The sequence below is a fragment of the Mesorhizobium sp. M00.F.Ca.ET.216.01.1.1 genome, assembly GCF_004010325.2.
Taxonomy (GTDB): Bacteria; Pseudomonadota; Alphaproteobacteria; order Rhizobiales; family Rhizobiaceae; genus Mesorhizobium.
Genome location: NZ_SADR02000015.1, coordinates 18603 through 39422 on the forward strand (window position 1 = coordinate 18603; position 20820 = coordinate 39422).

Genomic DNA, 20820 nt, shown 5'->3' on the forward strand with positions numbered 1-20820 from the left:
TTCGGGCGCGATCATTGCCGCCTGAAATTGAACTGGAACTGACGTGAAGGTGGCAACGCATCCCCATTCCTCCGAACCGCCGCGAACAACCCTCGCTGCGGTTTTGGCTTCCTTCCGGCGAGCATTCGCGGGCATCGCTTTGATGAGCGGCGTCGTCAATGTTCTGGCGCTGACCGGCTCGTTCTTCATGCTGCAGGTCTATGATCGCGTCATACCCGGCCGCAGCGTGCCGACGCTTGTCGGACTTGCGATATTTGCCGGCACGCTTTTCGTTTTCCAGGGTCTTCTTGAACTCATCCGATCGCGGTTGCTGGTGCGTATCGGGATGGCTCTTGATGCGCGATTGAGCGGACAGGTCTATGTCGCGCTTATGCGTTTGCCGTTGCGCACCAAGCTCGCAGGCGACGGCCTTCAGTCATTGCGGGATCTGGACCAGGTGCGGTCGTTTCTGTCGAGCGCTGGTCCGACGGCGCTTTTCGACCTGCCGTGGATGCCGCTCTATCTCGGAATTTGCTTCCTGTTCCATTTCTGGATCGGAATGACGGCGCTGGCCGGCGCTGTCATACTCGTTGGCCTGACGTTGTTTGCCGAAGCTCGCACAAGGGAGCCTGCGAAAAGGGCCAACAGCCAGGCTGCAGCACGCAATACGCTTGCCGAGGCGACGCGCCGCAATGTCGAGGTGCTGCAGGCGATGGGCTTTGGCGCGCGCGTCGCCGAGCGCTGGTCCAGCGTCAACGCAGATTATCTCAACACAAATGCAAGAGCCAGCGACCTGGCAGGCACGCTCGGTACAATCTCGAAGATCCTGCGCATGATGCTGCAGTCGGGCATCCTGGCGATTGGCGCCTATCTTGTCATTCATCAGGAAGCGACAGGCGGCATCATGATCGCCAGTTCGATTATGATGAGCCGGGCGCTCGCACCGATCGAACTGGCAATCGCCCATTGGAAGGGCTTCGTCAACGCTCGCCAGGCATGGGCCCGGCTGACCCAGCTTTTGGCCCTGCTTCCAGAAACCGCCGCGAGCGTCTCGCTACCGGCACCGATATCTGCACTTTCGGTCGAAGGCATCAGCGTCACGCCGCCGGGCGAGCGCCGTGTGGTGGTGCAGGATGCCGGCTTCGCGCTGGAGAAGGGCGCCGGCCTTGGCATCGTCGGACCGAGCGCGTCGGGAAAATCGTCGCTTGTCCGGGCAATTGCCGGGATATGGCTCCCGGTCCGTGGAACCGTCAGGCTGGACGGAGCAACGCTCGACCAATGGTCGCCGGAAGAGCTGGGCAACCATGTCGGTTATCTCCCGCAGGATGTCCAACTGTTCGATGGCACCATTGCCGAGAACATAGCACGTTTCGAACCGCAAGCGCCGTCGGACAAGATACTGGCGGCTGCGCGCGCAGCGGGCGTTCATGATCTCGTCGTCCATCTTCCAGAAGGCTACGAGACGCGGATCGGCGAGGCTGGGTCGGCGCTTTCGGCGGGGCAGAGACAGCGGGTTGCGCTTGCACGAGCTCTCTATGGCGATCCGTTCCTCGTCATCCTCGATGAGCCTAATTCCAACCTCGATTCCGAAGGGGAAGCCGCGCTGACGGCGGCAATCGAGGGCGTGCGGGCGCGAGGCGGTATTGCTGTCGTGGTGGCACATCGGCCAAGCGCGCTTGCAAGCCTGGATCAGGTCCTCGTCATGGCCAACGGCCGTGTCCAGGCGTTTGGCCCAAAGAATGAGGTCCTGAGCAGGGTAACCCGTCCGGCAGGCGTTCCTCTGAAGGTCGTCTCCAGCCCTGAGGAGGCGACACACTGATGACGCAACGCACGGCATCCGCGATCGACCGAACCATTCGACGCTATCTGCTCGGCGGCGTCGCAGCCTGCATTTTTCTGGTTGGTGGCGCGGGAAGCCTGGCCGCGGTCACGGAGCTTTCCGGGGCCGTCATTGCCTCGGGAAAGCTGGTCGTCGATTCCAGCGTCAAGAAGGTGCAGCATCCGACAGGTGGCGTTGTCGGTCAAATCCTCGTTCGAGAAGGCGATGCCGTGAAGGCGGGCCAGGTTTTGATCCGCCTCGATGAAACCGTAACCCGGGCCAATCTGGCGATCGTCACGAAGAGCCTGGACGAATTCGAGGCCCGCTTGGCCCGCCTCGAAGCCGAGCGCGATGGCAATGAAACCATCGCCTTTCCATCGTCGCTGACCTCGCGGCAGCACGATCCTGAGATCGGGCGTGCGATGGCCGGCGAGCAATCCTTGTTCGAATTTCGTCGCCAGGCTCGCGCTGGCCAGAAGGCTCAGTTGGGAGAGCGCGTCGCTCAGCTTTCCGAAGAGGTTTCCGGCTTGACCGAGCAAAGAGATGCCAAAAGCCAGGAAATCAAGTTGATCGGGTTTGAGCTCGAAGGCATGCGCAAACTTTGGCAACGCAAGCTGGTCTCGATCGATCGCATAACCGCGCTCGAACGTGATGCCGTCCGGCTTGAAGGCGAGCACGGGAAGCTGACTGCGGCCATAGCGCAATCGAAGGGTCATACGTCCGAAATCCGCCTGCAGATCATCCAGATCGACCAGGATTTGCGCAGCGAGGTGGCGACCGAGCTCCGCGACGTCCAGGCAAAGATCTCGGAGTTCCTCGAACGCAAGGTTTCGGCCGAGGATCAGCTCAAGCGTATCGATATTCGCAGCCCGCAGAACGGCGTCGTTCATCAGCTTGCCGCACACACGGTTGGAGGCGTTATATCTCCTGGCGAGCTCATCATGCAGATTGTCCCTGTGACAGACGACCTGACCGTCGAGGCGCGTGTGGCTCCGCAAGATATCGATCAGTTGACACCAGGGCAGGGCGCAACCCTGCGGCTTTCGGCCTTCAATCAGCGGATAACGCCAGAGCTGAACGGTGTGGTCAGCGAGATCTCTCCCGATCTCAGCATCGATGAGCGAAGCGGCGCCAGCTTCTATACTGTGCGTGTCAGCTTGCCACGCACCGAGCTTACGAGGCTGAAAGGCCTGGCCCTGGCGCCAGGCATGCCTGTCGAGGTGTTTCTTTCGACGGGCAATCGGACGATGCTGTCTTATCTCGTGAAACCCCTGGCTGATCAAATCCAACGGGCTTTCAGAGAGGAGTGACGTCGCGGCTCTCGGTCGCTCTGGCTGATCGAAATACCGGCAATCCACCCTCGCATCGGCCATCATCCCACCGCACCTATCACTCCAGCCGATCAGGCTGCCCGCGTGACTACGGCTCGCGGCTCCTGGCCGCTTCGATATCCGTGTCCGGCCGGTCGCCCAGCAAGAGGCCGACCAGTCGGGGCCAGCGCCTGGATCAAGTTGAGCTGCCCGATCCGGGCAATGCCATCCGCTGTCAGTCCTTCGTACCAGGCAACCGAACCAAGAAACAGCTGATGACGCCCGCTGCTCACCGGTACGGACGACTGACAGAATTGCGGTAGCGGTGGGCGCCAGACCGACTGCGACGGCTCCGTGAGATGCGGAAACCCGCTCCACCGCCAGGGCGACAAACACGGGATAGCCCACCGCCAGTCCGGCTCATGAATGCGGGAGCTCCGACATGCGCGAGAGCTTCAGAGCTGTCAGGTCGATGGTGATCGCCGGCGACGCATGTCCAGTAGCCTGACCGTTGGTGCAATCACCTATTTCCAGTTGACGTAGGACATTTATCAAAATATGTATGATATTTACTGCTTTGGGAGGAGCTGTTGAAGATCAAGTCGGTCACCGCGCATGTTTGCAATGCGGAGATGCGCAACTGGGTATTCGTGCGCGTCGAAACCGACGAGCCGGGCCTGATCGGCTGGGGAGAGGCCACGCTCGAGTTCAAGACGCGGGCGGTCATCGGCGCTATCGCCGACATCGAGCCGATGCTCGTCGGCCAGGACCCGCGCAACATCGAGCACTGTTTCCAGATCATGACGAAGCACGGCTTCTGGCGCATGGGCATCATCGGCATGTCGGCGATCAGCGGCATCGAGCTGGCGCTCTGGGACATTTTGGGAAAGCATCTCGGCGCACCGGTGTGGCAACTGCTCGGTGGCAGCGTGCGCGAATCCTTACGCACGTACACGCACCTCGGCCTCGGCGACATGCGCGCCGTCTACGAATCGAGCTCGTCCGCAGCGATCGTCGAGCATGCGCGGCGGGTCACGCAAGCCGGCTATGATGCACTCAAGGTAGTGTGCATTCCCTATAGCCACTACGTCTCGCCGACAGCCGACGTCGACCGCGTCGGTCGCATGGTCGGCGATCTGCGCGACGCTGTCGGCCCCGGCATCGACATCATGGTCGACTTCCACGGTCGGCCAGCCTCGGTCAACGCGGCGATGGACTACATCAACGCAATTGCCGACCAGCGCGTGATGTTCGTCGAGGAGCCTGTGCCGCCCGAGGATGTCGCCGGGCTTGCTGAAATCACCCGCCGGTCGCCGGTGCCGATCGCCTCGGGCGAGCGGCTGGTCGGGCGGCGCGAGTTCGAGCCGTCGCTCAGGGCGCGCGCCTTCAACATCGCCCAGCCCGACATCTGCCACACCGGCGGGCTATCGGAATCTAAGAAGATCGCTGCCATGGCTGAGACCGCCGGCATAGGACTGGCGCCGCACAATCCGCTCGGGCCGATCGCCGGCGTCGCGGCACTGCATTTCGGCATCTCGACGCACAACGTGATCATCCAGGAGGAAATGTCGGGAGCCGTCCCTTGGTATGGTGAGGTTGTATGTTGGCCGATCGAGCGCCGGCCCGGGCGCTGGGACAAGCCCATGAAACCCGGTCTCGGGATCGAGGTCGACGAGGCCGTGATCGACGCGCACCCGTTCCAGCCCGACATCCTGCATGCGCGCAGCGCCGTGATGCCCGACGGCACGGTGGTGGACTGGTGAGCGCCATGGCACGCAGGCTGGAAGGAAAGCGCGCCATCGTCACCGGTGCGGGTCAGGGCATCGGCGAGGCGATCGCCCGGTTGTTCGCCGACCATGGCGCGACTGTCTTCATCGGCGAGCTCAATCCGGCGACGGGGCAGGCCGTCGCAAACGCCATCGCCGAAGCTGGCGGCAGCGCCGTATTCGTCGAGACGGACGTGACCGACAAGGCGCAGGTCGCGCGCCTGATCGAGGCGGCAGTTGCGCGCGCCGGCGGCATCGACATCCTCGTCAACAATGCCGGCGCGAATGTGTTCTACGAACCGCTCGGCATGCCAGAAGAGGCGTGGAAGCGATGCATGGATCTTGATCTTGAGGCCGCCTGGACATGCTCGCGCGCGGTGCTGCCCGCTATGCTGCGACAAGGCGGGGGCGCGATCGTCAACATCGCCAGCGCCCACGCCTTCAAGATCATCCCGCACTGCTTCCCCTATCCGGTGGCCAAGCATGCGCTGATCGGCCTGACGCGTGCGCTGGCAATCGAATATGCTGCGCGCGGCATCAGGGTGAACGCGATCGCGCCGGGCTATATCGATACGCCGATCGCAGAGGCCTACTGGGCGACGTTTGCCGATCCTGCCGCCGAGCGCGCGCGGGCCGAAAGCATTCATCCGCCCAAGCGAATTGGCCGGCCCGAAGAGGTCGCCAATACGGCGCTATTTCTCGCATCGGACGAGGCGCCGTTCATCAACGCCGAGACGATCGTCATCGATGGAGGCAGATCGGCGCTCTACCACGAATAGCTGTCAAAAAAACGCAGGAGGAGACTTCCAATGAAATTGTCAGGTTTGAGTTCGCTGCTGCTGGGCACCGGTCTGGTTCTGTGCTCCCACGCACTCGCGGCCGATACCAAGATCGGCTATATCAACAAGATGGGCGACCACCCCTGGTTCGTCGCCGAGGTCGCCGGCGCCAAGGCGGCGGCCGAAAAGGACGGCGCCGGGTTCGTCTCGCAGGACGTTCAGTTCAATGCCGACCTCACCGTCACGACGCTTGACACAATGATCGGCGACGGGGTCAAGGGCATCGCCATCGTCGTCCCCGACAAAGGGCTCGGCCCGGTCGCCGCGCAGAAGGCCAAAGACGCTGGCATCCCGCTGGTCGCAGTCGACGACGACATCTACTTCAAGGACGGTTCGCCTGTGCCCTATGTCGGACTCAACGCCTACAACATCGGCAAGCAGGTCGGCACTGAACTCGCCAAGCTCTACCAATCCGAAGGCTGGGCCGGCAAAGAGGTGCGCATCGCCTCAATCGAGGACCGCAAGGCGGATACCTGCATGCAGCGCAACAAGGGCGCCGAGGAAGCCTTCCTCGCGGCAGTGCCGGACTTCGATCCAGGCAAGATCATCCGCGTCGCCTACGACAATACGATGGTCAACTCGATCGACGTGATGACCACGACGCTGACCGCCAATCCGCAGGTCACCAACTGGATCTTCTACTCCTGCAACGATGACGGCGTGCTCGGCGCGGCGCGTGCGCTGGAGAACTCCGGCTACACTGCGGACCAGGGCATGGGCATCGGCATCGATGGCAGCCGCGCCTGCGACGCCTTCGGTAGCGGCAAGCCCTCCGCCTTCCGTGGTACGATGTGGCTGAACTCGGCCAATCACGGACGCATCGCCGTCGAGCTGCTGCTTGCCTCGATCAAAGACGGCAAGCCGCTGCCGGAAAAGACGTTCAGCGATCCCGAGCTGATCACGCCGGCGAACTTCGCCAGCGACTACAAGGCCAAGCTCTGCAAGTGAGCGGCATCTGAACCCGGCGCCGGCCAAGGAAAGTCGGCGCCATCGCTGCTACCGAGGTTCGAGGGACGTCATGCCGGACGGCACGGAAATCGCAAAAGTCGAGCGGCTGTCGAAGGCCTTCGGCGTCGTGCAGGCGCTGAGCGATGTGTCGCTCGGCTTTCGCGCCGGCGAGATCCTCGGCCTGGTCGGCGAGAACGGCGCCGGCAAGTCGACGCTAATGCGTCTGCTCGAGGGTGTGCATGCGCCGGACAGGGGCAGCATCTCCATCGACGGCGTCGCGCAGAGCTTCCGCGAGCCGAGGGAGGCGCACGCCGCCGGCATCCGCGTAATCCACCAGGAGCCGGACATCGTTCCGGACCTGACCGTCGCCGAGAACATCTTTGTCGGGGCAATGCCGCGCCGACTGGGCGTACTGCTCGACTGGCGCCTGCTCGAGGAACAGACGCGCGCCGTGCTTGCACGCTTCGGGATGGGTGAGGAGCTGCGCGCTCGCGATCTCTGCGCCCGCCTCGGCCCGGCGCAGCGTCAGATGATCGAGATTATGCGGGCGGTGCGCGCCGGAGGCCGGCTGATCGCCTTCGATGAGCCGACTTCGTCGCTGACCGACGAAGAGGCGCGTCATCTCTACCGTATCATCCGCCAGCTCAAGTCGGACGGCGTGTCGATCGTCTACATCTCGCATCGCCTCAACGAGGTCATCGACCTTGCCGATCGCGTCGCGGTGCTGCGCGACGGGCGGCTGGTCGCGGACCAGCCGGCGGCCGGGCTCAGCGAGCGAGCGATCTCGCAGCTGATGGTCGGGCGCGAGCAGAAGGATTTGTTCCGCCGCCAGAAGGCCGTCAAGCATGATGCGATCCTCACTGTTTCCGGCCTGAGTTCCGAGGCGGTTCACCAGATCGATCTTACCCTGCATCGCGGCGAGGTGCTCGGCATCGGCGGCCTGATGGGCGCCGGGCGCTCCGAGCTGGCGCGCGCCATCGTCGGCTTCGACCGGCGGCTTGCCGGCGAGATCTTAATCGACGGCAAGCCGCTCAAGCCCAACGACGTTGCTGCCTCGATCGCGGCGGGCATCGGACTTGCACCGGAAGACCGCAAGAGCGAGGCGCTGCTGCTCGCCCGCTCGATCCTCGACAATGCGACGCTTTGCGTGCCCGAGCAGATTTCCACCGCCGGCCTCTTCGATCGGCGCAAAGCGTTTGCAGTGGTCAGCCCGCTGTCGACAAAACTGTCGATCCGCACGCCGAGCCTTGACCAACTGGTGTCGAAGCTTTCGGGCGGCAACCAGCAGAAGGTCGTGCTGGCGCGCTGGCTGGCGCGGCAGCTCAAGGTCATCATCCTCGACGAGCCGACGCGCGGCATCGACATCGGCGCCAAGGCCGAGGTCTACCAACTGATCGCCGAGCTGGCGGCAGGCGGTATCGGCGTGCTCCTGATCTCGTCGGAGATGCCCGAACTGATAGGGCTCGCCGACCGCGTGCTGGTGATGGCTGAGGGGCGGATCACCGGGGAACTCGGCGCCGATGCCGATGAACAATCGATATTGGCGCTCAGCATGCCGCAAGCGGCTCGAAGCGCAGCGTGAGGTGAGGAAGATGACGTCGAGTGATCACGCACAGATGGGCAGCAGCGCGCCGAGCGCTCCGAACAGGCGGGGTCTTGCGCAGCGTATCGCCGACCGCGTCGGAGTGCACAACATCAGCCTGATCTTTGCCCTCATCGTACTATGCATCATCTTCGGAACGCTGCGCGGCGACGTCTTCTTCTCGTCGCGCAACATTCTGAACATCGGCCTTGCCGTGACCATCCTTGGCGTGCTCGCCATGAGCCAGACGGTGGTGATCGTCGCCGGCGGCCTCGACGTGTCGGTGGGCTCGACCGTGGGCTTTGCGACGGTCGCGACCGCCATGGTCGCGCAGTCGACCGGATCGGCTGCGGTCGCGGTCGTTGCGGGCCTGCTGATCGGCGCGGCCTGCGGCCTCGTCAACGGCATCATCATCACCTATGGCCGTGTCAATGCAGTGATCGCGACACTCGGCACGATGGCGATTTTTCGCGGCGTCGCCTTCATCCTCTCGGACGGGCAGTCGATCTCGATCTTCGACGAGACGTTCCGCTTCATGGGCAATGGCCGCGTGCTCGGCTTTCCATTCCCGATCTGGATCCTGTTCGTGACGGCGGTGCTGTTCCAGATCTTCCTGTCGCGGTCGATCGCCGGCCGCAACGTCTATGCCATCGGCGGCAATCCGGTGGTCGCTCGCTTCTCAGGCATCAACGTCAACCGCTATCGGGTGGCGATCTACATCATGAGCGGCTTCGCCGCCGGGCTTGGCGGCATCATCCTGGCGGCGCGCACCGGTTCCGGGCAGCCGATCTCCGGCTCGCAAGGTCTGGAGCTCGAGGCGATCACGGCGGCGGTGCTCGGTGGCTGCGCACTACAGGGCGGACGCGGCACCATTGTCGGCGCGCTGCTCGGCGTGCTGATCATCGGCGTCCTCAACAACGGCATGATCCTCACCGCCGTGCCGACGTTCTACCAGCTGCTTGCCAAAGGCGCGCTGCTCATATTGGCTGTGCTGGTGGCCGAATATCGCCTGAATCGCGCCTAGGCTGAGGGGCAAAGCAGCGTTCATGACACGTCCGGACCCGGCGATTGCATACCAGAGAGGCAGGTCGCCGGGTTTCGTCAGCCAGCGTGTGCTCTCCGAACTGGGGCGTCGCATCCTCGCCGGGCAATATGCCCAGCATTCGGCGCTGCCGACGGAGCTGCAGCTTTGTGCCGAGTTCGGCGTCAGCCGTACCGCCATGCGCGAGGCGACCAAGATGCTCGCAGCCAAGGGGCTGGTGGTTTCGCGCAAACGGGCCGGCACGCTGGTACAGGATTCCAGCCTGTGGAACCGGCTCGATCCGGACGTGCTGTCATGGATGAGCGCGACCGACCCCGATCCCGAATTCGTGCGCGGGCTGATCGAGGCGCGTCTCGCCATCGAGCCGGCGGCGGCTGAGCTCGCGGCCAGGCGTGCGTCGGCCGGCGACCTCGCCCGTATCGAGGCCGGATACCTCGCCATGCGCGCGGCAGATCTCAGCGACCTCGCGGCGTGCGCGGAGGCCGATGTCGCCTTCCATGTCAGCATTCTCAACGCCAGCCACAACCCGGTGTTCGCCGGCCTTGCCAGCCTGATCGGCCAGGCGTTGGAGAACTCATTCCGGCTGACGACCTCGGTCAGCCGCAACTATGCCGAGACGCTGGACGCCCATGGCGACGTGCTGGAGGCCATCCGCCTTCGCAAGCCGGATCAGGCGAGGGCGCGCATGCGCGCGCTGATCGATATCGCTTCCGCGGACCTTGTGAATGCCACCGCCAAACATCGCCCGTAGAGATGAGGCCAGGCCCTTGTCAGCTCATGCGGAAGCGCGGCGGACCAGCTGCCACGAAACGTCGAACAGGGTAGGCCTCGCGCGCGGCGTTCCCGAGATCAGTGCGATCAGATGATCGGCAAGGCGCTCGTAGTGGGTGGTCTCGGGGCCGATCGTCGTCAATGCCGGATGACTGAATTCTCCCTCATCGATATTGCCACACCCGATGACCGCAATGTCGGCGGGTACGGAGAGGCCAGCCGCCGAATGCGTGCAGCGCGGTCACTGCTGCAAGATCGGATTCGGCGAAAAGCGCGGTCGGCCGCTCTTTGCGAGCGGCAAGTGCCCTGGCATTGGCAAAGGCTGCCTTGCGCGCTTCTGCGCCGCCGATCAGCAGGTCGGCTCGCAGCGGAACGCCGCGTGCTTGCAGGAACCTGTGATAGGCGGCGAGACGGCTCCCGTCCACCGCCCGCTCATGCAGCATATAGGCGATGCAGCGATGGCCGGCTTGGTAAAGATAGTCGAGCGCCTCGAAGACGGCATCGCCCGTATGTTGGCGCACGACCGAGAAGCCTGCCGGCTCGATCGATGGGTGGAAGATCACGCCCGGCCGACCCGCGACCGCCAGACGCGCGGCTAAAAGCGCAACATCTCGCTCCGAGAGATGCTGCCAATCGGCGATAACGCCATCGGCGAGCCCGCTTTCGATCTCGCGCACGATCCTGTCCATGCGCTCCATGGTGTCGCCCGCGGCGATGATCGTCGAAAAGCCGTTCAGCGCAGCCGCGGACTGGACATCCTGCGCGATGCGGTCGCTGAAGGGGACGCCGAGCCGCGGCAACAGCAGGCAGATCCGCTCGGCCTGTCGCCGGCGCAGCTGACGCGCGGTGCGGTTTTGCACGTAGTTGAGCTCCGCGACGGCGTCCAGGATACGCTGGCGCGCCTCCTTGCCAACGAACTTCAGGCGCGCGCTGTCGCCACTGAGCAGATAAGACACGGCAGCGGTCGATACCTTGGCGCGACGGGCGACATCGGCCATTGTCGGCGCCTTTTTTCGATTGAAGTTGCTCTCGCCCATCTCAACGCCCTGCAGTCCGGAGAGGGCGTGTTTAGCCCTCACTCAGAACATCTCCATGCCAATTTTCGTGCTCTACGGGAAGGATCTCGGGCCCTGCCTCGCCGGCCTCCTCCATGAGGGCAACGATGCGGCCTCTCAGCCACGCACGCGTCTGTGCGTGATCGGGCGAAGCTATGAGATTGCGGAGCTCGTTCGGGTCTTCCTCGAGGTCGTAGAGCCGCGCCTCGGCATAGAAATCGCTGCCCGAATCGCGCCAGCCGTCCTTTCCCGGCGCCTCGATCTCGTATTTCCACCGTCTGGTGCGCAAGGCGCGGCCGACATGATGCTCGCTGATCTGGATAAATATCTCGTCGCGCGGCGGCCGCTCGCCCCGCAGCGCATCGAGAAGCGAGATGCCTTGCATCGAATCGGGTACTTTCAGGCTGGCCGCGGCGAGCAGGGTCGGCGCGAGATCGACGAGGCTGACCAGCCCGTCATAAGTCCCGAGGCGCTCGAAGCCGGGGCCATGGAAGAGCGTCGGTACGCGGATCGACGCCTCGTGACAGGAGCGCTTGTATTCATTGTTGCGGGTCTTGAAGTGGCATCCGTGGTCGGAGGTGAAGAGGATAATGGTGTCGTCAAGGCGGCCAAGACTGTAGAGCGCCTCGATCAGCCGTCCAAACGCCTCGTCGAGGCGAGCGACCATGCCGAGATAGCCGGGAAAATGCTCGGCTGTTGTGCCGCCAAGCGCGGCGAGATCGCCGGGGATGGCGAGCTTCTTGCGAATTCTCTCCTCGTATCCGAGCGGAGCAGGGTAGTTGTCCGTCTGGTTTTGGTGATGCGGCTCGAGGAAGGAGAGGAATAGGAAGAACGGTTCGTCTTCCTTAGAGGCGACGTAGCGGATTGCTGCGTCGGTGAGGGCATCGACGCGATATCCCGGCAGCTTCACCGCCTTGCCGTCATTGTCGTGGACGACGGTGTCAAAGGGGCCGGAGGTGAACTCCAGGATGTTGGAGGCGAGCCAGTAGCTGTAGCCGCCGCGCTCTTCCTGCGTCACCGGCTCGGCGGACCCCAGGTGCCATTTGCCGATGTATGCGGTGTCGTAGCCAGCTGCTGCGAAATGATGCGCGAGCGTGCGTTCGCCCTTCGGCAGTGGAATATCGTTGCGGTAGCAGCCGGTCATGGTTGGGTACCGCCCCGTCTGGAAGACGGAGCGGGCCGGCCCACAGACGGGTTGGCATGTAAACGAATTCGCCACGAACGTGCCGGTCCCGGCGAGGCGGTCGAAATTCGGCGTGAGCTCGAGCGGGTTGCCGTGTACGCCGACGGTGTCCCAGCGCTGCTGGTCGGTGAAGAAGACGACGACGTTTGGTCGGCGGGATGTCATGGAAGGGCACTCACTCCGGATGGGCTATTTCATGCCCGCCAGCATGACGCTGCGGACGAAGTAGCGCTGTGTGGCGAGGAACAGGAGAAGACTTGGGATGAAGAGGATGACGCCGCCCGTCGCCGTCAGGTTCCATTGGGTGAAGTATTCCTGGTTGAAGAGCGTCAGCCCCGTCGTTATCGGCCGCATCTCGGTCGTGCTCACAGCGACGAGTGGCCAGAGAAACTCGTTCCACTGGAAGACGAAGGTGAGGAGCGCAAGCGTGACGAGCGCGGGGCGGACCTGCGGCAGCACGATCCGCCAGTAGACGCCGAGCTCCGAGCAGCCGTCCAGGCGCGCGGCGTCGATCAGCTCGTCCGGGATCGGACGGATGAACTGCCGCATCAGGAAGATGCCGTAGGCGCTCATGGCGAAAGGCACGATGAGGCCTTGATAGGTGTTCAGCCAGCCCATCCGCGCGGTGAGCACATAGAGCGGGATCATGCGGATGAAGAAGGGGATCATCAGCGTCGACAGGATAGCGACGAACATGAACCGCTTGCCGGGGAAATCCATCTTGGCGAACACGTAGCCGATCAGCGGATCGAAGATCAGGTGGAGGAAGGTAATTCCGCCGGCGATGATGAAGCTGTTGAGCGTGAAGCGGGCGAAGGGCGCCTTCTGCCAGATGTCGACATAGTTCGAGAACTGCAGCATCTCGGGAACGAGGATCGGAACGCCGCTGAGGATGTCGGCATCGCTCTGGAGCGACAGCGAGAACATGTAGAGAAAAGGGAAGATGCAAAGCGCGACACAGAGCATCAGTAGCAGATAAATGGAGGCCGTCTTCATCAGTTTCATTCGGCCCCTCAATAGCTGACTTCGCGGTTGAGCAGCCGAAACTGGACGAAGGTGATGGCCAGGATCAGCAAGAACATGAGGAAGGAGAGCGCGGAGGCATAGCCGATATTGAGCTCGAAGAAGGCTGCCTCGAATACATGCAGGCTGAAGAGCCGGGTGGCATCGGCTGGCCCGCCCTTGGTGATGAGGTAGGCCGGCGCGAGTTCCTGGAGCTGGCTGATCGTGCTGACGACCGCGATAAAGAGGGTCGTCGGCGTCAAGAGTGGCCAGGTCACGTGCCGGAACTGCTGCGCCGGTGATGCGCCGTCAATCGAGGCCGCATCGTAGAAGTCGCTAGGGATCGACTGGAGCGCCGCGAGGTAGATCAGCATCGCATAGCCGACATCCTTCCAGACCGTGATGGCGATAAGTGTCGGGAGCGCCGTCGAGGTCTCGGAGAGCCAACTCTGCGTCGGCAGGCCGAGTTCCGCGAGGATGCTGTTCAATATCCCCGTATAGGGGTCGAGGATCGCCTGCCACATTAGCGCGACGATCACGAAGGAGATGATGTAGGGGAAGAAGATGATTGCGCGGATTGCCGCGTGTCCGGGTATCGGCCGGTTGAGCAGGACCGCGAGGCCGAGCCCTATGGCGATGCTCGCCGCCGTCACACCGATGGCGAAGGCAAGCGTCACGATAACGGATTGCCGGACCCGCGCGTCCTGAAATGCCGTCATATAGTTGTCGAAGCCTGCGAACCGGCTTTCGCCGATCAGCGGCTGACCCGTGTGGAGGCTTGCCAAGAATTCCAGGCCGATCGGATAGAAGAAAAAGACGGTGAAATAGACGATCGCCGGCGACAGCAGGAGGTAGGCGACGAGCGCGCGGCGCGTCCGTTGGCTAAGACGGTCCGCTCGCAAGAGCGCCGCCATCCCGTTACCGATGCCCGCGACGGCCACTACACCTGCGCTCCCGCCGGAGGCCATCCGCCTACTTGCTCGCCAGGATGGCGTTAGCCTCAGCCGCGAATTTCGGCATCACCTCGGCCGCAGGCATCTGATTGAAGACGATCTCTTCGAGCGCGCTCTGGAGGAGCTTGTCGATCCGCGCGTGCTTGCCGGTCAGGCGAAGCGCGGCGTTGGTGTCCTGCGCGTATGGAAGGCACTTGCCGAAACTGCCGATGACCGGGTCGGCCTGAACCTCAGGGTTTTCCGCCCAGGATTTGCGTGGCATCGTCATGCCGGCTTCCTTCGTAGCCGCGAGTTCCGTGTCGAGGGCGACGAGCCGCTTCAGAAGGTCCCAGGCTTCCGTCGGATGCTTGGCATTCTTCGGGATCATCAGGCTGACGCCACCGGCAAACGTCGCCTGCGCCTTGTGCTTGAGAGAAGGCGCGACCGCCCAGTTGAGCTTGGGATTGCCGGAGCGGATCGGCTTAACATCCCACGGCCCGGTGATGATCATGGCCACACGATTGGCAGTGAAGAGCTTTTGCGGTCCCTCGTAGTCCGCGCCCACTACCGGCTTGGTTGCGGCCTTTTCCTTGTGGATCAAGTCGGAGAGGAACTGGATTGCTTCGATTGCCTCGGGACTGTCGAGATTAACCTTGTTCGTCTTGGCGTCATAGTAGCTGACGCCGTTCTGGAGAAACCACGACCAGTAGTAGCCGATGCTCGGATTGGGCGCAAAACCGAAGCGTGCGCCGCCCGTGGTCGCCTTGGCGACCTTCCGGAATTCCTCCCACGTCGTCGGCGGTGCGTTGAAGCCTGCGGCCTTCAGCATGTCGACATTGTAGACGAGGGTTGCGCAGGTCAGATGGATCTGGACGCCGTAGTATTGGTCGCCGAGCTTGTTCCGCTCGACGGAATAGGCTTGCCAATCGTCGGGATAGCCGATCGCCTTGCCATCTTGCTCGACGAAGTCGTTGAGCGACCGCAGGAGGCCCTGCTGGCCGAATTCCTGCACCCAGCCACCTGGCTCGGCAGCGAGATCGGGCGAGTTCTTGGCGGCGAAATCCGCCACCAGCTTGGGGGCCGTACACGGTGGCCAGGCAGCATCCGCTAGGCCCGACGAGGCAAGAACAACAGGTTCTCACCTTGATTGCCGAAGGTTTGGGCAACAAGGAGGCCGCTCGGCGGCTGTCGCGCTCGCCGCGGACAGTCGAGCATCAGGTTTCCGCCGTGCTCGGCAAATTCAACGCAGCAAACCGGATGGAGATTCTGCTCCGCCTTCGCGGCGAGCCCTGACTTCTGCCGCCGGAAGGCGCGCTGCGAGCCAGTGAAAACCGGGCAAATTCGTGAAAACTGGGCAAGTTCGCGAAAATTAGGAAATCAGTCGTCCGAAAACTAGGTGGCCGTACCGATGTGCGCGCACGCCGCTGCGCGCAGGATGAACTCGAGAGTTTGGAAAGGACTGCAAAGCAGTTCATGAGCTCGCCAATCCGAGAGGAACAGCAATGATCAAACGTTCTACCGCATTTGCAGTGACCCTGCTCACCACCACGAGCGTGGCGGCGGCCTCGGAACTTGCGCCGGGGAACGGCCACAGCATCCATCGCGGCCGCTTCAACGGCGCTGTCTACTATACGGTCGAGCAAGAGGGCTACCGCGTCGTTGCGACCCTGGCTTCCGGGGCCGATGTGCAGCCGATCCGGTTCGTCTCCACGCTCGGACCGAAGCAACGCATGACGATCTCCGTGCCACAAGCCGTCGGCCAGCCGCCCGTCGATTTCGAGATCCTGCGGGATGGCGCAACGGTTCTCGTAAGCGAACCCGCCTCCACTCCGATGGGTGATCCGGCGGAACAAGCCTCGGCCGAGGAGGCTCTCGATCGGTAACGGTCTCGTAGCCGCGTCCGGAACCTAATGGTTTCCATCCGTTCCGGCGCGCGGCTATGCAGGTGCCCACGACTGTCGGAGGCCAGCGGCCGCTAGGGCACGACGATAAGGAACAGGTAGGCGACAAAGACGACGAGATGAACGAGCCCGGTCAGCATCGTTGTTCGCCCCGTTCCAAAGCTCACAATGCTGATGGCAAGCGCGAGGATCAGAAGCACGGTATCCCCCGAGCCCAGACCAAGTATCAGGGTTCGTCCTGTGACTAGGCTCGCCGCACCGATGGCCGGGATCGTCAGGCCGATTGTGGCGCAGGCGGAGCCAAGGGCGACATTCAGCCCTCGCTGAAGTTCGTTATTGAGCGCTGCGCGGACGGCCGATACCGCCTCCGGCATAAGCACAAGCGCAGCGACGAAGAAGCCCACGATTGCGTCCGCCTGGGGAACTTGAAGAAACTCGAGCCCATCCTCGATGCTGCCGGCCACCTGCTCGGTCAGAAGAACGATCCCTGCCAGTCCGACCAACAGAAGCAGCACGTTGACGGTTGCTTTCCCACCCTCAGGTGCGTGCTCCTCATTCTCCGCGCCGGATGTCAGGTCCTCGATAAAATCGCCCCGATGACGCACCGTTTGAGCAAAGATGAACGCACTATAGAGGAGGATTGAAAGAATGCTCACAAAAGCGAGTTGCAATGCGGAGAACGTGCCGGGACCTGTTGCAAGAGTGTAGTTTGGCAGGATCAGGGTAAGAACCGTCAGCGCCATGAGGACGGTAAGGGAAGCGTTGGTGCCCTGTCGTTTGATGTCCTGATATCGATGCTTCAGCCCACCCAGGGTGAGGCACACGCCGACGACGCCAGTACACACTATCATGACCGTCGAAAACACGGACTCGCGTGCCAGCGTCGGGTTGTTCTCGCCGTGCAGCATCATCGAAACGATTACGGATGCTTCGATGGCCGTGACCGAAAATGTCAACAGCAGCGTGCCAAAAGGCTCACCGAGCCGCAGTGCGGCGGCTTCCGCATGGTGCAAAACCACGAACACTGTCGCGAAGATGAAGACAGCAACCGCGACCAACGCCAGAATCTTGATCGAAAGCGGCGAATGCTCGATCGACGTTGCGCCGAAATAAATTACTGCGGCCAGGCCCAGGGACCCGATTGGGAACAGATATTGGCTAATCGGCAGTCGATGAACAGCCAAGCCGGATTTCCTTCTTCGCCATCGATAGTCAGGTCATCACAGAGACTGACCAAAGTTATCCGCAGCGGGTCTCGCCAACATAGAGGGAAGTTGACATTGCGTCGGGTTGTTGTCGAGCAAGAGCCGAACCGCTGTATGGACCCAGCCCCATTTACCACATCACGCTGATATCAGGGCCTCTTCATGACGACAGCGCCGCGCGTTCGTTGGGACGCGCAAAGGACACTGTAGCACTTTGATTTCGCGCATGATCCTTTCCGAAAATCGATTCCGATTTTCGCTGGCACCGGTTCGGTGTCATGCACCAAGCGGCGCGGCGTTGCCGGCCGATGTTTCGAAATCGAAGAGCTTCTGCGTAACGAGTGCCGCCGCACCTCTTGCCCAGGAATTGTCTTCCCAATCCAGTCAAGGACAGGCCGGTTGCGGTAACAGGCATTCCTGCCGGCAGGAACCTGCTCGACGGCGAAAGGCCGGTTTCCGGTGCACTGACGCTCGACGGATATGGCTGCGCCATCGTCGAATTTGAACTGAACGCGAGTAGAGGTGCGCTGCAAAGCTGATCGCCATCATCGGGGGAGGGGGCCGGCGTCCTAGAGCGCGTCGCATGAAGCGACGCGTTTAAGCCTTTGCTTTTATGCATATCGTTGTCGCAAAACCGCTGCGTGCTTTTTGGGCGGCACACACCAGACAGGGCAGCAGCGGTCGGCGGCGAAACCGGTGTCGATGAATGGAACTCGGCGCTGTGCTCAGCTTGTCCGCCGATCGGCCAAGGTCGCTGGCGGAACTCTTTCACAGCATGGAAGCCCGCCATATCAATCTCTCACACGATGATGCCCGCTGGTTGGAAAAGGGTGACAAATGAGTTCTGCTACCTCATCAATGTCATCGGTATCGGGAGAAGACCATGCGAAGAATCGGTATCGGCATCATCGGCTGCGGCAACATTTCAGACGCCTACCTGAAGGCATCGCCACAGTTTCCGGTGCTCGACATCGTCGGTGTCGCCGACATCAACCCGGCGGCGGCTGAGGCAAAGGCGGCAGCCTATGGCGTGGCTGCTTTAGCCGTCGAGGTGCTGCTGGCCGATCCGCGCGTCGAGATCGTGCTCAACCTGACGACGCCGCAACACCATGTGCCGGTCGGCCTGCAGGCCGTGGCGCAAGGCAAGCATGTCTATTCGGAAAAGCCGCTGGCGACGACGCTTGCCGATGCGCAGCGGCTTGTCGCGGCCGCGCGTGAAAAAGGCGTGCGCATCGGCTGTGCGCCCGATACTTTTCTTGGCGGTTCCCACCAGACGGCGCGCCGGCTTGTCGATGAAGATATCATCGGCACGGTCGTCGCCGGCTCGGCCTTCATGCAGGTTCCGGGCCACGAGCTCTGGCATCCGAACCCGGATTTTTACTATCAGCCCGGCGGTGGGCCGATGCTCGACATGGGTCCCTATTACCTGACCTGCCTCATCAACCTTCTGGGCCCGGTGAAATCGGTGACAGGGCAGGCGAAGTCATCCTACGCCACCCGCACCATCGGTTCTGGACCACGCGAGGGCGAGACGATAGACGTCGAGGTGCCGACCCACGTTTCCGGCCTGCTCACGTTCGAGAATGGCGCTGCGGTCTCGATCACCACCAGCTTCGACGTCTGGAAACACGAGCACAATCACATTGAGCTCTATGGCACCACCGGCTCGATGATCGTCTCCGATCCGAACCAGTTCCAGGGCGACATCAGGACCAGCCTCCGCAAGGGCGACTGGACGGTGGCCGATCAGGTCCACTCCTATGGCGACGGCAACAACCGCGGCCTCGGCCTTGCCGACATGGCGCAGGCGATCGTGTCCGGAAGGGAGCACCGCGCCAATCTCGACCTTTCCCTACACGTCCTGGAAATCATGGAATCGATCATCAATTCGGCTAAGACCGGACAGCGGATCGATCTGATGCATGGTTGCAGCCGGCCGGCGCCGATGCGCTCCGACCTGCCTTTTGGAATTCTGGAATAGGAACGATATCATGAGCAAAACGGCACTGGTTTTCTGGGGTGGCTGGGAAGGTCACACACCCGCCCGGAGCGCCAACATCGTTAGGGATATGTTGGCCGGCCACGGCTTCGATGTGCGGCTGGAGCAGGGAACCTCGACTCTCGCCGACCCGCAGATTTCCAAACTCGATCTGATCGTCCCGGTGATCACCATGTCGGCGATCGAGAAGCCGGAACTGGAAAGCCTGACCAGCGCCGTCAGAGGCGGAACCGGTCTTGCCGGCTTTCACGGCACCATGTGCGACAGCTTTCGCAACGAGCCCGAGTACCAGTTCATGACCGGTGGCCAGTGGGTCGCCCATCCCGGCAACATCATCGACTACAGGATCGACATTGCCAGGCCTGACGATCCTATCGTGCAGGGGATCGACGGTTTCGCCTACCGTTCGGAACAGTATTACATGCACGTCGACCCGACCAACGAGGTGCTGGCGACGACGACCTTTACCGGCGAACACCTCGACTTCATCGCCGGCGTCGTCATGCCGGTCGTGTGGAAGCGCCGCTACGGCCAGGGCCGCGTCTTCTACAGCGCGCTCGGCCACACGGCTGATGAGTTCGAGGTGCCGCAAATGCGCACGATCTTCGAGCGCGGTGCACTTTGGGCCAGCGGTGCCGCGTTCGCCGAATGACACGCTGGCAGCTTGCCCACGGGCGATATCTCGATCTTGGCGCGAGATCGGTGTTGATGGGAATCTTGAACGTCACGCCGGACAGTTTTTCCGACGGCGGAGAATTCGACCGGCCCGAGCGGGCGCTCGAACAGGCCCGGCGCATGATCGGCGAGGGCGCGGCGATCATCGATGTCGGCGGCGAGTCCACCCGGCCGGGCGCCGGCGCCGTTTCGGCGTGGGAGGAACAATCGCGCATTCTCCCGGTCATCGAGGCGCTGTCGGCCGACGGCGGCAGCCTCATTTCGGTCGACACCTATCGGGCCGAAACGGCGCGCCTGGCCATCGCGGCGGGCGCGCACATCGTCAACGAGGTGCATGGCCTGCAGCGAGAACTCGACATCGCACACGTTGCGGCGGAAACCGGCGCCGGCCTCGTCATCATGCATACTGGGCGCGGCCGCGAAAAACTGGCAGACGTGATCGCCGACCAGTTCCTGTTCCTGAACAGATCGCTGGAGATCGCGCGCGAGGCCGGCATCTCGGACGACCGGATCGTGCTTGATCCAGGTTTTGCATTCGCCAAGAACGGAGAGGAAAACCTTGAGCTCATGGCTCGCTTCAGTGAACTGCGCGCTCTCGGCTTTCCATTGCTCGTCGGCACGTCACGCAAGCGTCTTGCCCGTCACCTGGTCGGCGAAAGTGACGAGGGACGTGACGTCGGCACAGCGGCAACCAGCGTCATCCTGCGGTTGAAGGGGGCTTCGATCTTTCGCGTGCACAACGTTGCGGTCAATCGCGATGCACTGGCTTTCGCCGACGCAGTGCGCGAACGCACGGCGGAATAGAGCAAGGA

Annotated in this window: 20 protein-coding genes; 13 read left to right on the forward strand and 7 right to left on the reverse strand. The window is 62.7% G+C overall.

Annotated features, from left to right (window positions below; translation table 11 throughout):
- The first annotated feature begins 49 nt into the window (after positions 1–49).
- The 8 genes from EN859_RS19610 (at position 50) to EN859_RS19645 (ending at position 10036) form a co-directional block, all read left to right on the forward strand.
- On the forward strand, positions 50–1798 hold the full coding sequence (locus EN859_RS19610) for a type I secretion system permease/ATPase (protein ID WP_127854706.1): 1749 nt from the start codon (positions 50–52) through the stop codon (positions 1796–1798).
- The gene (locus EN859_RS19615; protein WP_127854680.1) at positions 1798–3108 is read left to right on the forward strand and encodes an HlyD family type I secretion periplasmic adaptor subunit; all 1311 of its coding nucleotides are present in this window, start codon (positions 1798–1800) and stop codon (positions 3106–3108) included. The genes EN859_RS19610 and EN859_RS19615 overlap by 1 nt, the downstream gene beginning before the upstream one ends.
- Before the next feature lie 590 nt (positions 3109–3698).
- Positions 3699–4871: a galactonate dehydratase gene (gene dgoD, locus EN859_RS19620; protein WP_127854679.1), complete on the forward strand. Its 1173-nt coding sequence runs from the start codon at positions 3699–3701 to the stop codon at positions 4869–4871.
- A 5-nt stretch (positions 4872–4876) separates the two neighbouring features.
- Positions 4877–5653, forward strand: coding sequence for an SDR family oxidoreductase (locus EN859_RS19625; protein ID WP_127854678.1), 777 nt, complete (start codon positions 4877–4879; stop codon positions 5651–5653).
- A 30-nt stretch (positions 5654–5683) separates the two neighbouring features.
- Positions 5684–6661: a substrate-binding domain-containing protein gene (locus tag EN859_RS19630; RefSeq protein ID WP_127854677.1), complete on the forward strand. Its 978-nt coding sequence runs from the start codon at positions 5684–5686 to the stop codon at positions 6659–6661.
- A 70-nt stretch (positions 6662–6731) separates the two neighbouring features.
- Complete coding sequence (locus EN859_RS19635) at positions 6732–8243, forward strand: sugar ABC transporter ATP-binding protein (protein WP_127854676.1); 1512 nt, start codon at positions 6732–6734, stop codon at positions 8241–8243.
- 10 nt (positions 8244–8253) lie between these two features.
- A complete protein-coding gene (locus tag EN859_RS19640) occupies positions 8254–9267 on the forward strand; it encodes an ABC transporter permease (protein WP_245525628.1) in 1014 nt (337 codons plus the stop codon).
- Positions 9268–9289: 22 nt separating this feature from the next.
- The gene (locus EN859_RS19645) at positions 9290–10036 is read left to right on the forward strand and encodes a FadR/GntR family transcriptional regulator (RefSeq protein ID WP_127854675.1); all 747 of its coding nucleotides are present in this window, start codon (positions 9290–9292) and stop codon (positions 10034–10036) included.
- A gap of 184 nt (positions 10037–10220) precedes the next feature.
- On the opposite strand, the gene EN859_RS19655 is transcribed toward EN859_RS19645, so the two are convergent.
- Genes EN859_RS19655 through EN859_RS19675 form a run of 5 tightly spaced genes read right to left on the reverse strand, consistent with a single transcriptional unit; the run spans position 10221 to position 15297 of the window.
- The gene (locus EN859_RS19655; protein WP_127854674.1) at positions 10221–11135 is read right to left on the reverse strand and encodes a LacI family DNA-binding transcriptional regulator; all 915 of its coding nucleotides are present in this window, start codon (positions 11133–11135) and stop codon (positions 10221–10223) included.
- Entirely contained in the window at positions 11125–12459 is a 1335-nt protein-coding gene (locus EN859_RS19660; protein WP_127854673.1) for a sulfatase-like hydrolase/transferase, read from the reverse strand. Before EN859_RS19660 ends, EN859_RS19655 begins: the two co-directional genes overlap by 11 nt.
- Before the next feature lie 24 nt (positions 12460–12483).
- Positions 12484–13299 carry a carbohydrate ABC transporter permease gene (locus EN859_RS19665; protein WP_210237706.1) on the reverse strand — a complete coding sequence of 272 codons (816 nt, stop codon included), beginning with the start codon at positions 13297–13299 and terminating at the stop codon, positions 12484–12486.
- An 8-nt stretch (positions 13300–13307) separates the two neighbouring features.
- Entirely contained in the window at positions 13308–14237 is a 930-nt protein-coding gene (locus EN859_RS19670; protein ID WP_245525629.1) for a sugar ABC transporter permease, read from the reverse strand.
- A gap of 31 nt (positions 14238–14268) precedes the next feature.
- Positions 14269–15297: an extracellular solute-binding protein gene (locus EN859_RS19675; protein WP_245525630.1), complete on the reverse strand. Its 1029-nt coding sequence runs from the start codon at positions 15295–15297 to the stop codon at positions 14269–14271.
- 20 nt (positions 15298–15317) lie between these two features.
- Between EN859_RS19675 and EN859_RS19680 the strand changes: the two genes are divergently transcribed.
- Positions 15318–15521, forward strand: a complete 204-nt coding sequence (locus tag EN859_RS19680; RefSeq protein WP_281015621.1) for a LuxR C-terminal-related transcriptional regulator — start codon at positions 15318–15320, stop codon at positions 15519–15521.
- Positions 15522–15730: 209 nt separating this feature from the next.
- Positions 15731–16111, forward strand: a complete 381-nt coding sequence (locus EN859_RS19685; protein WP_245525632.1) for a hypothetical protein — start codon at positions 15731–15733, stop codon at positions 16109–16111.
- Positions 16112–16203: 92 nt separating this feature from the next.
- On the opposite strand, the gene EN859_RS19690 is transcribed toward EN859_RS19685, so the two are convergent.
- Both EN859_RS19690 and EN859_RS38185 read right to left on the reverse strand, forming a co-directional pair.
- Positions 16204–17313: an ionic transporter gene (locus EN859_RS19690; protein WP_127854671.1), complete on the reverse strand. Its 1110-nt coding sequence runs from the start codon at positions 17311–17313 to the stop codon at positions 16204–16206.
- A 181-nt stretch (positions 17314–17494) separates the two neighbouring features.
- Positions 17495–18124 carry a hypothetical protein gene (locus EN859_RS38185; protein ID WP_189502106.1) on the reverse strand — a complete coding sequence of 210 codons (630 nt, stop codon included), beginning with the start codon at positions 18122–18124 and terminating at the stop codon, positions 17495–17497.
- A gap of 93 nt (positions 18125–18217) precedes the next feature.
- On the opposite strand from EN859_RS38185, the gene EN859_RS19695 reads away from it, so the two are divergent.
- From EN859_RS19695 to folP, 3 genes are read left to right on the forward strand one after another with little or no spacing between them, the layout of a single operon-like run.
- Positions 18218–19315 carry a Gfo/Idh/MocA family oxidoreductase gene (locus EN859_RS19695; protein WP_127854670.1) on the forward strand — a complete coding sequence of 366 codons (1098 nt, stop codon included), beginning with the start codon at positions 18218–18220 and terminating at the stop codon, positions 19313–19315.
- A 10-nt stretch (positions 19316–19325) separates the two neighbouring features.
- On the forward strand, positions 19326–19985 hold the full coding sequence (locus tag EN859_RS19700) for a ThuA domain-containing protein (protein ID WP_127854669.1): 660 nt from the start codon (positions 19326–19328) through the stop codon (positions 19983–19985).
- Positions 19982–20812, forward strand: coding sequence for a dihydropteroate synthase (gene folP, locus EN859_RS19705; RefSeq protein ID WP_127854668.1), 831 nt, complete (start codon positions 19982–19984; stop codon positions 20810–20812). Before EN859_RS19700 ends, folP begins: the two co-directional genes overlap by 4 nt.
- Positions 20813–20820 lie beyond the last annotated feature (8 nt).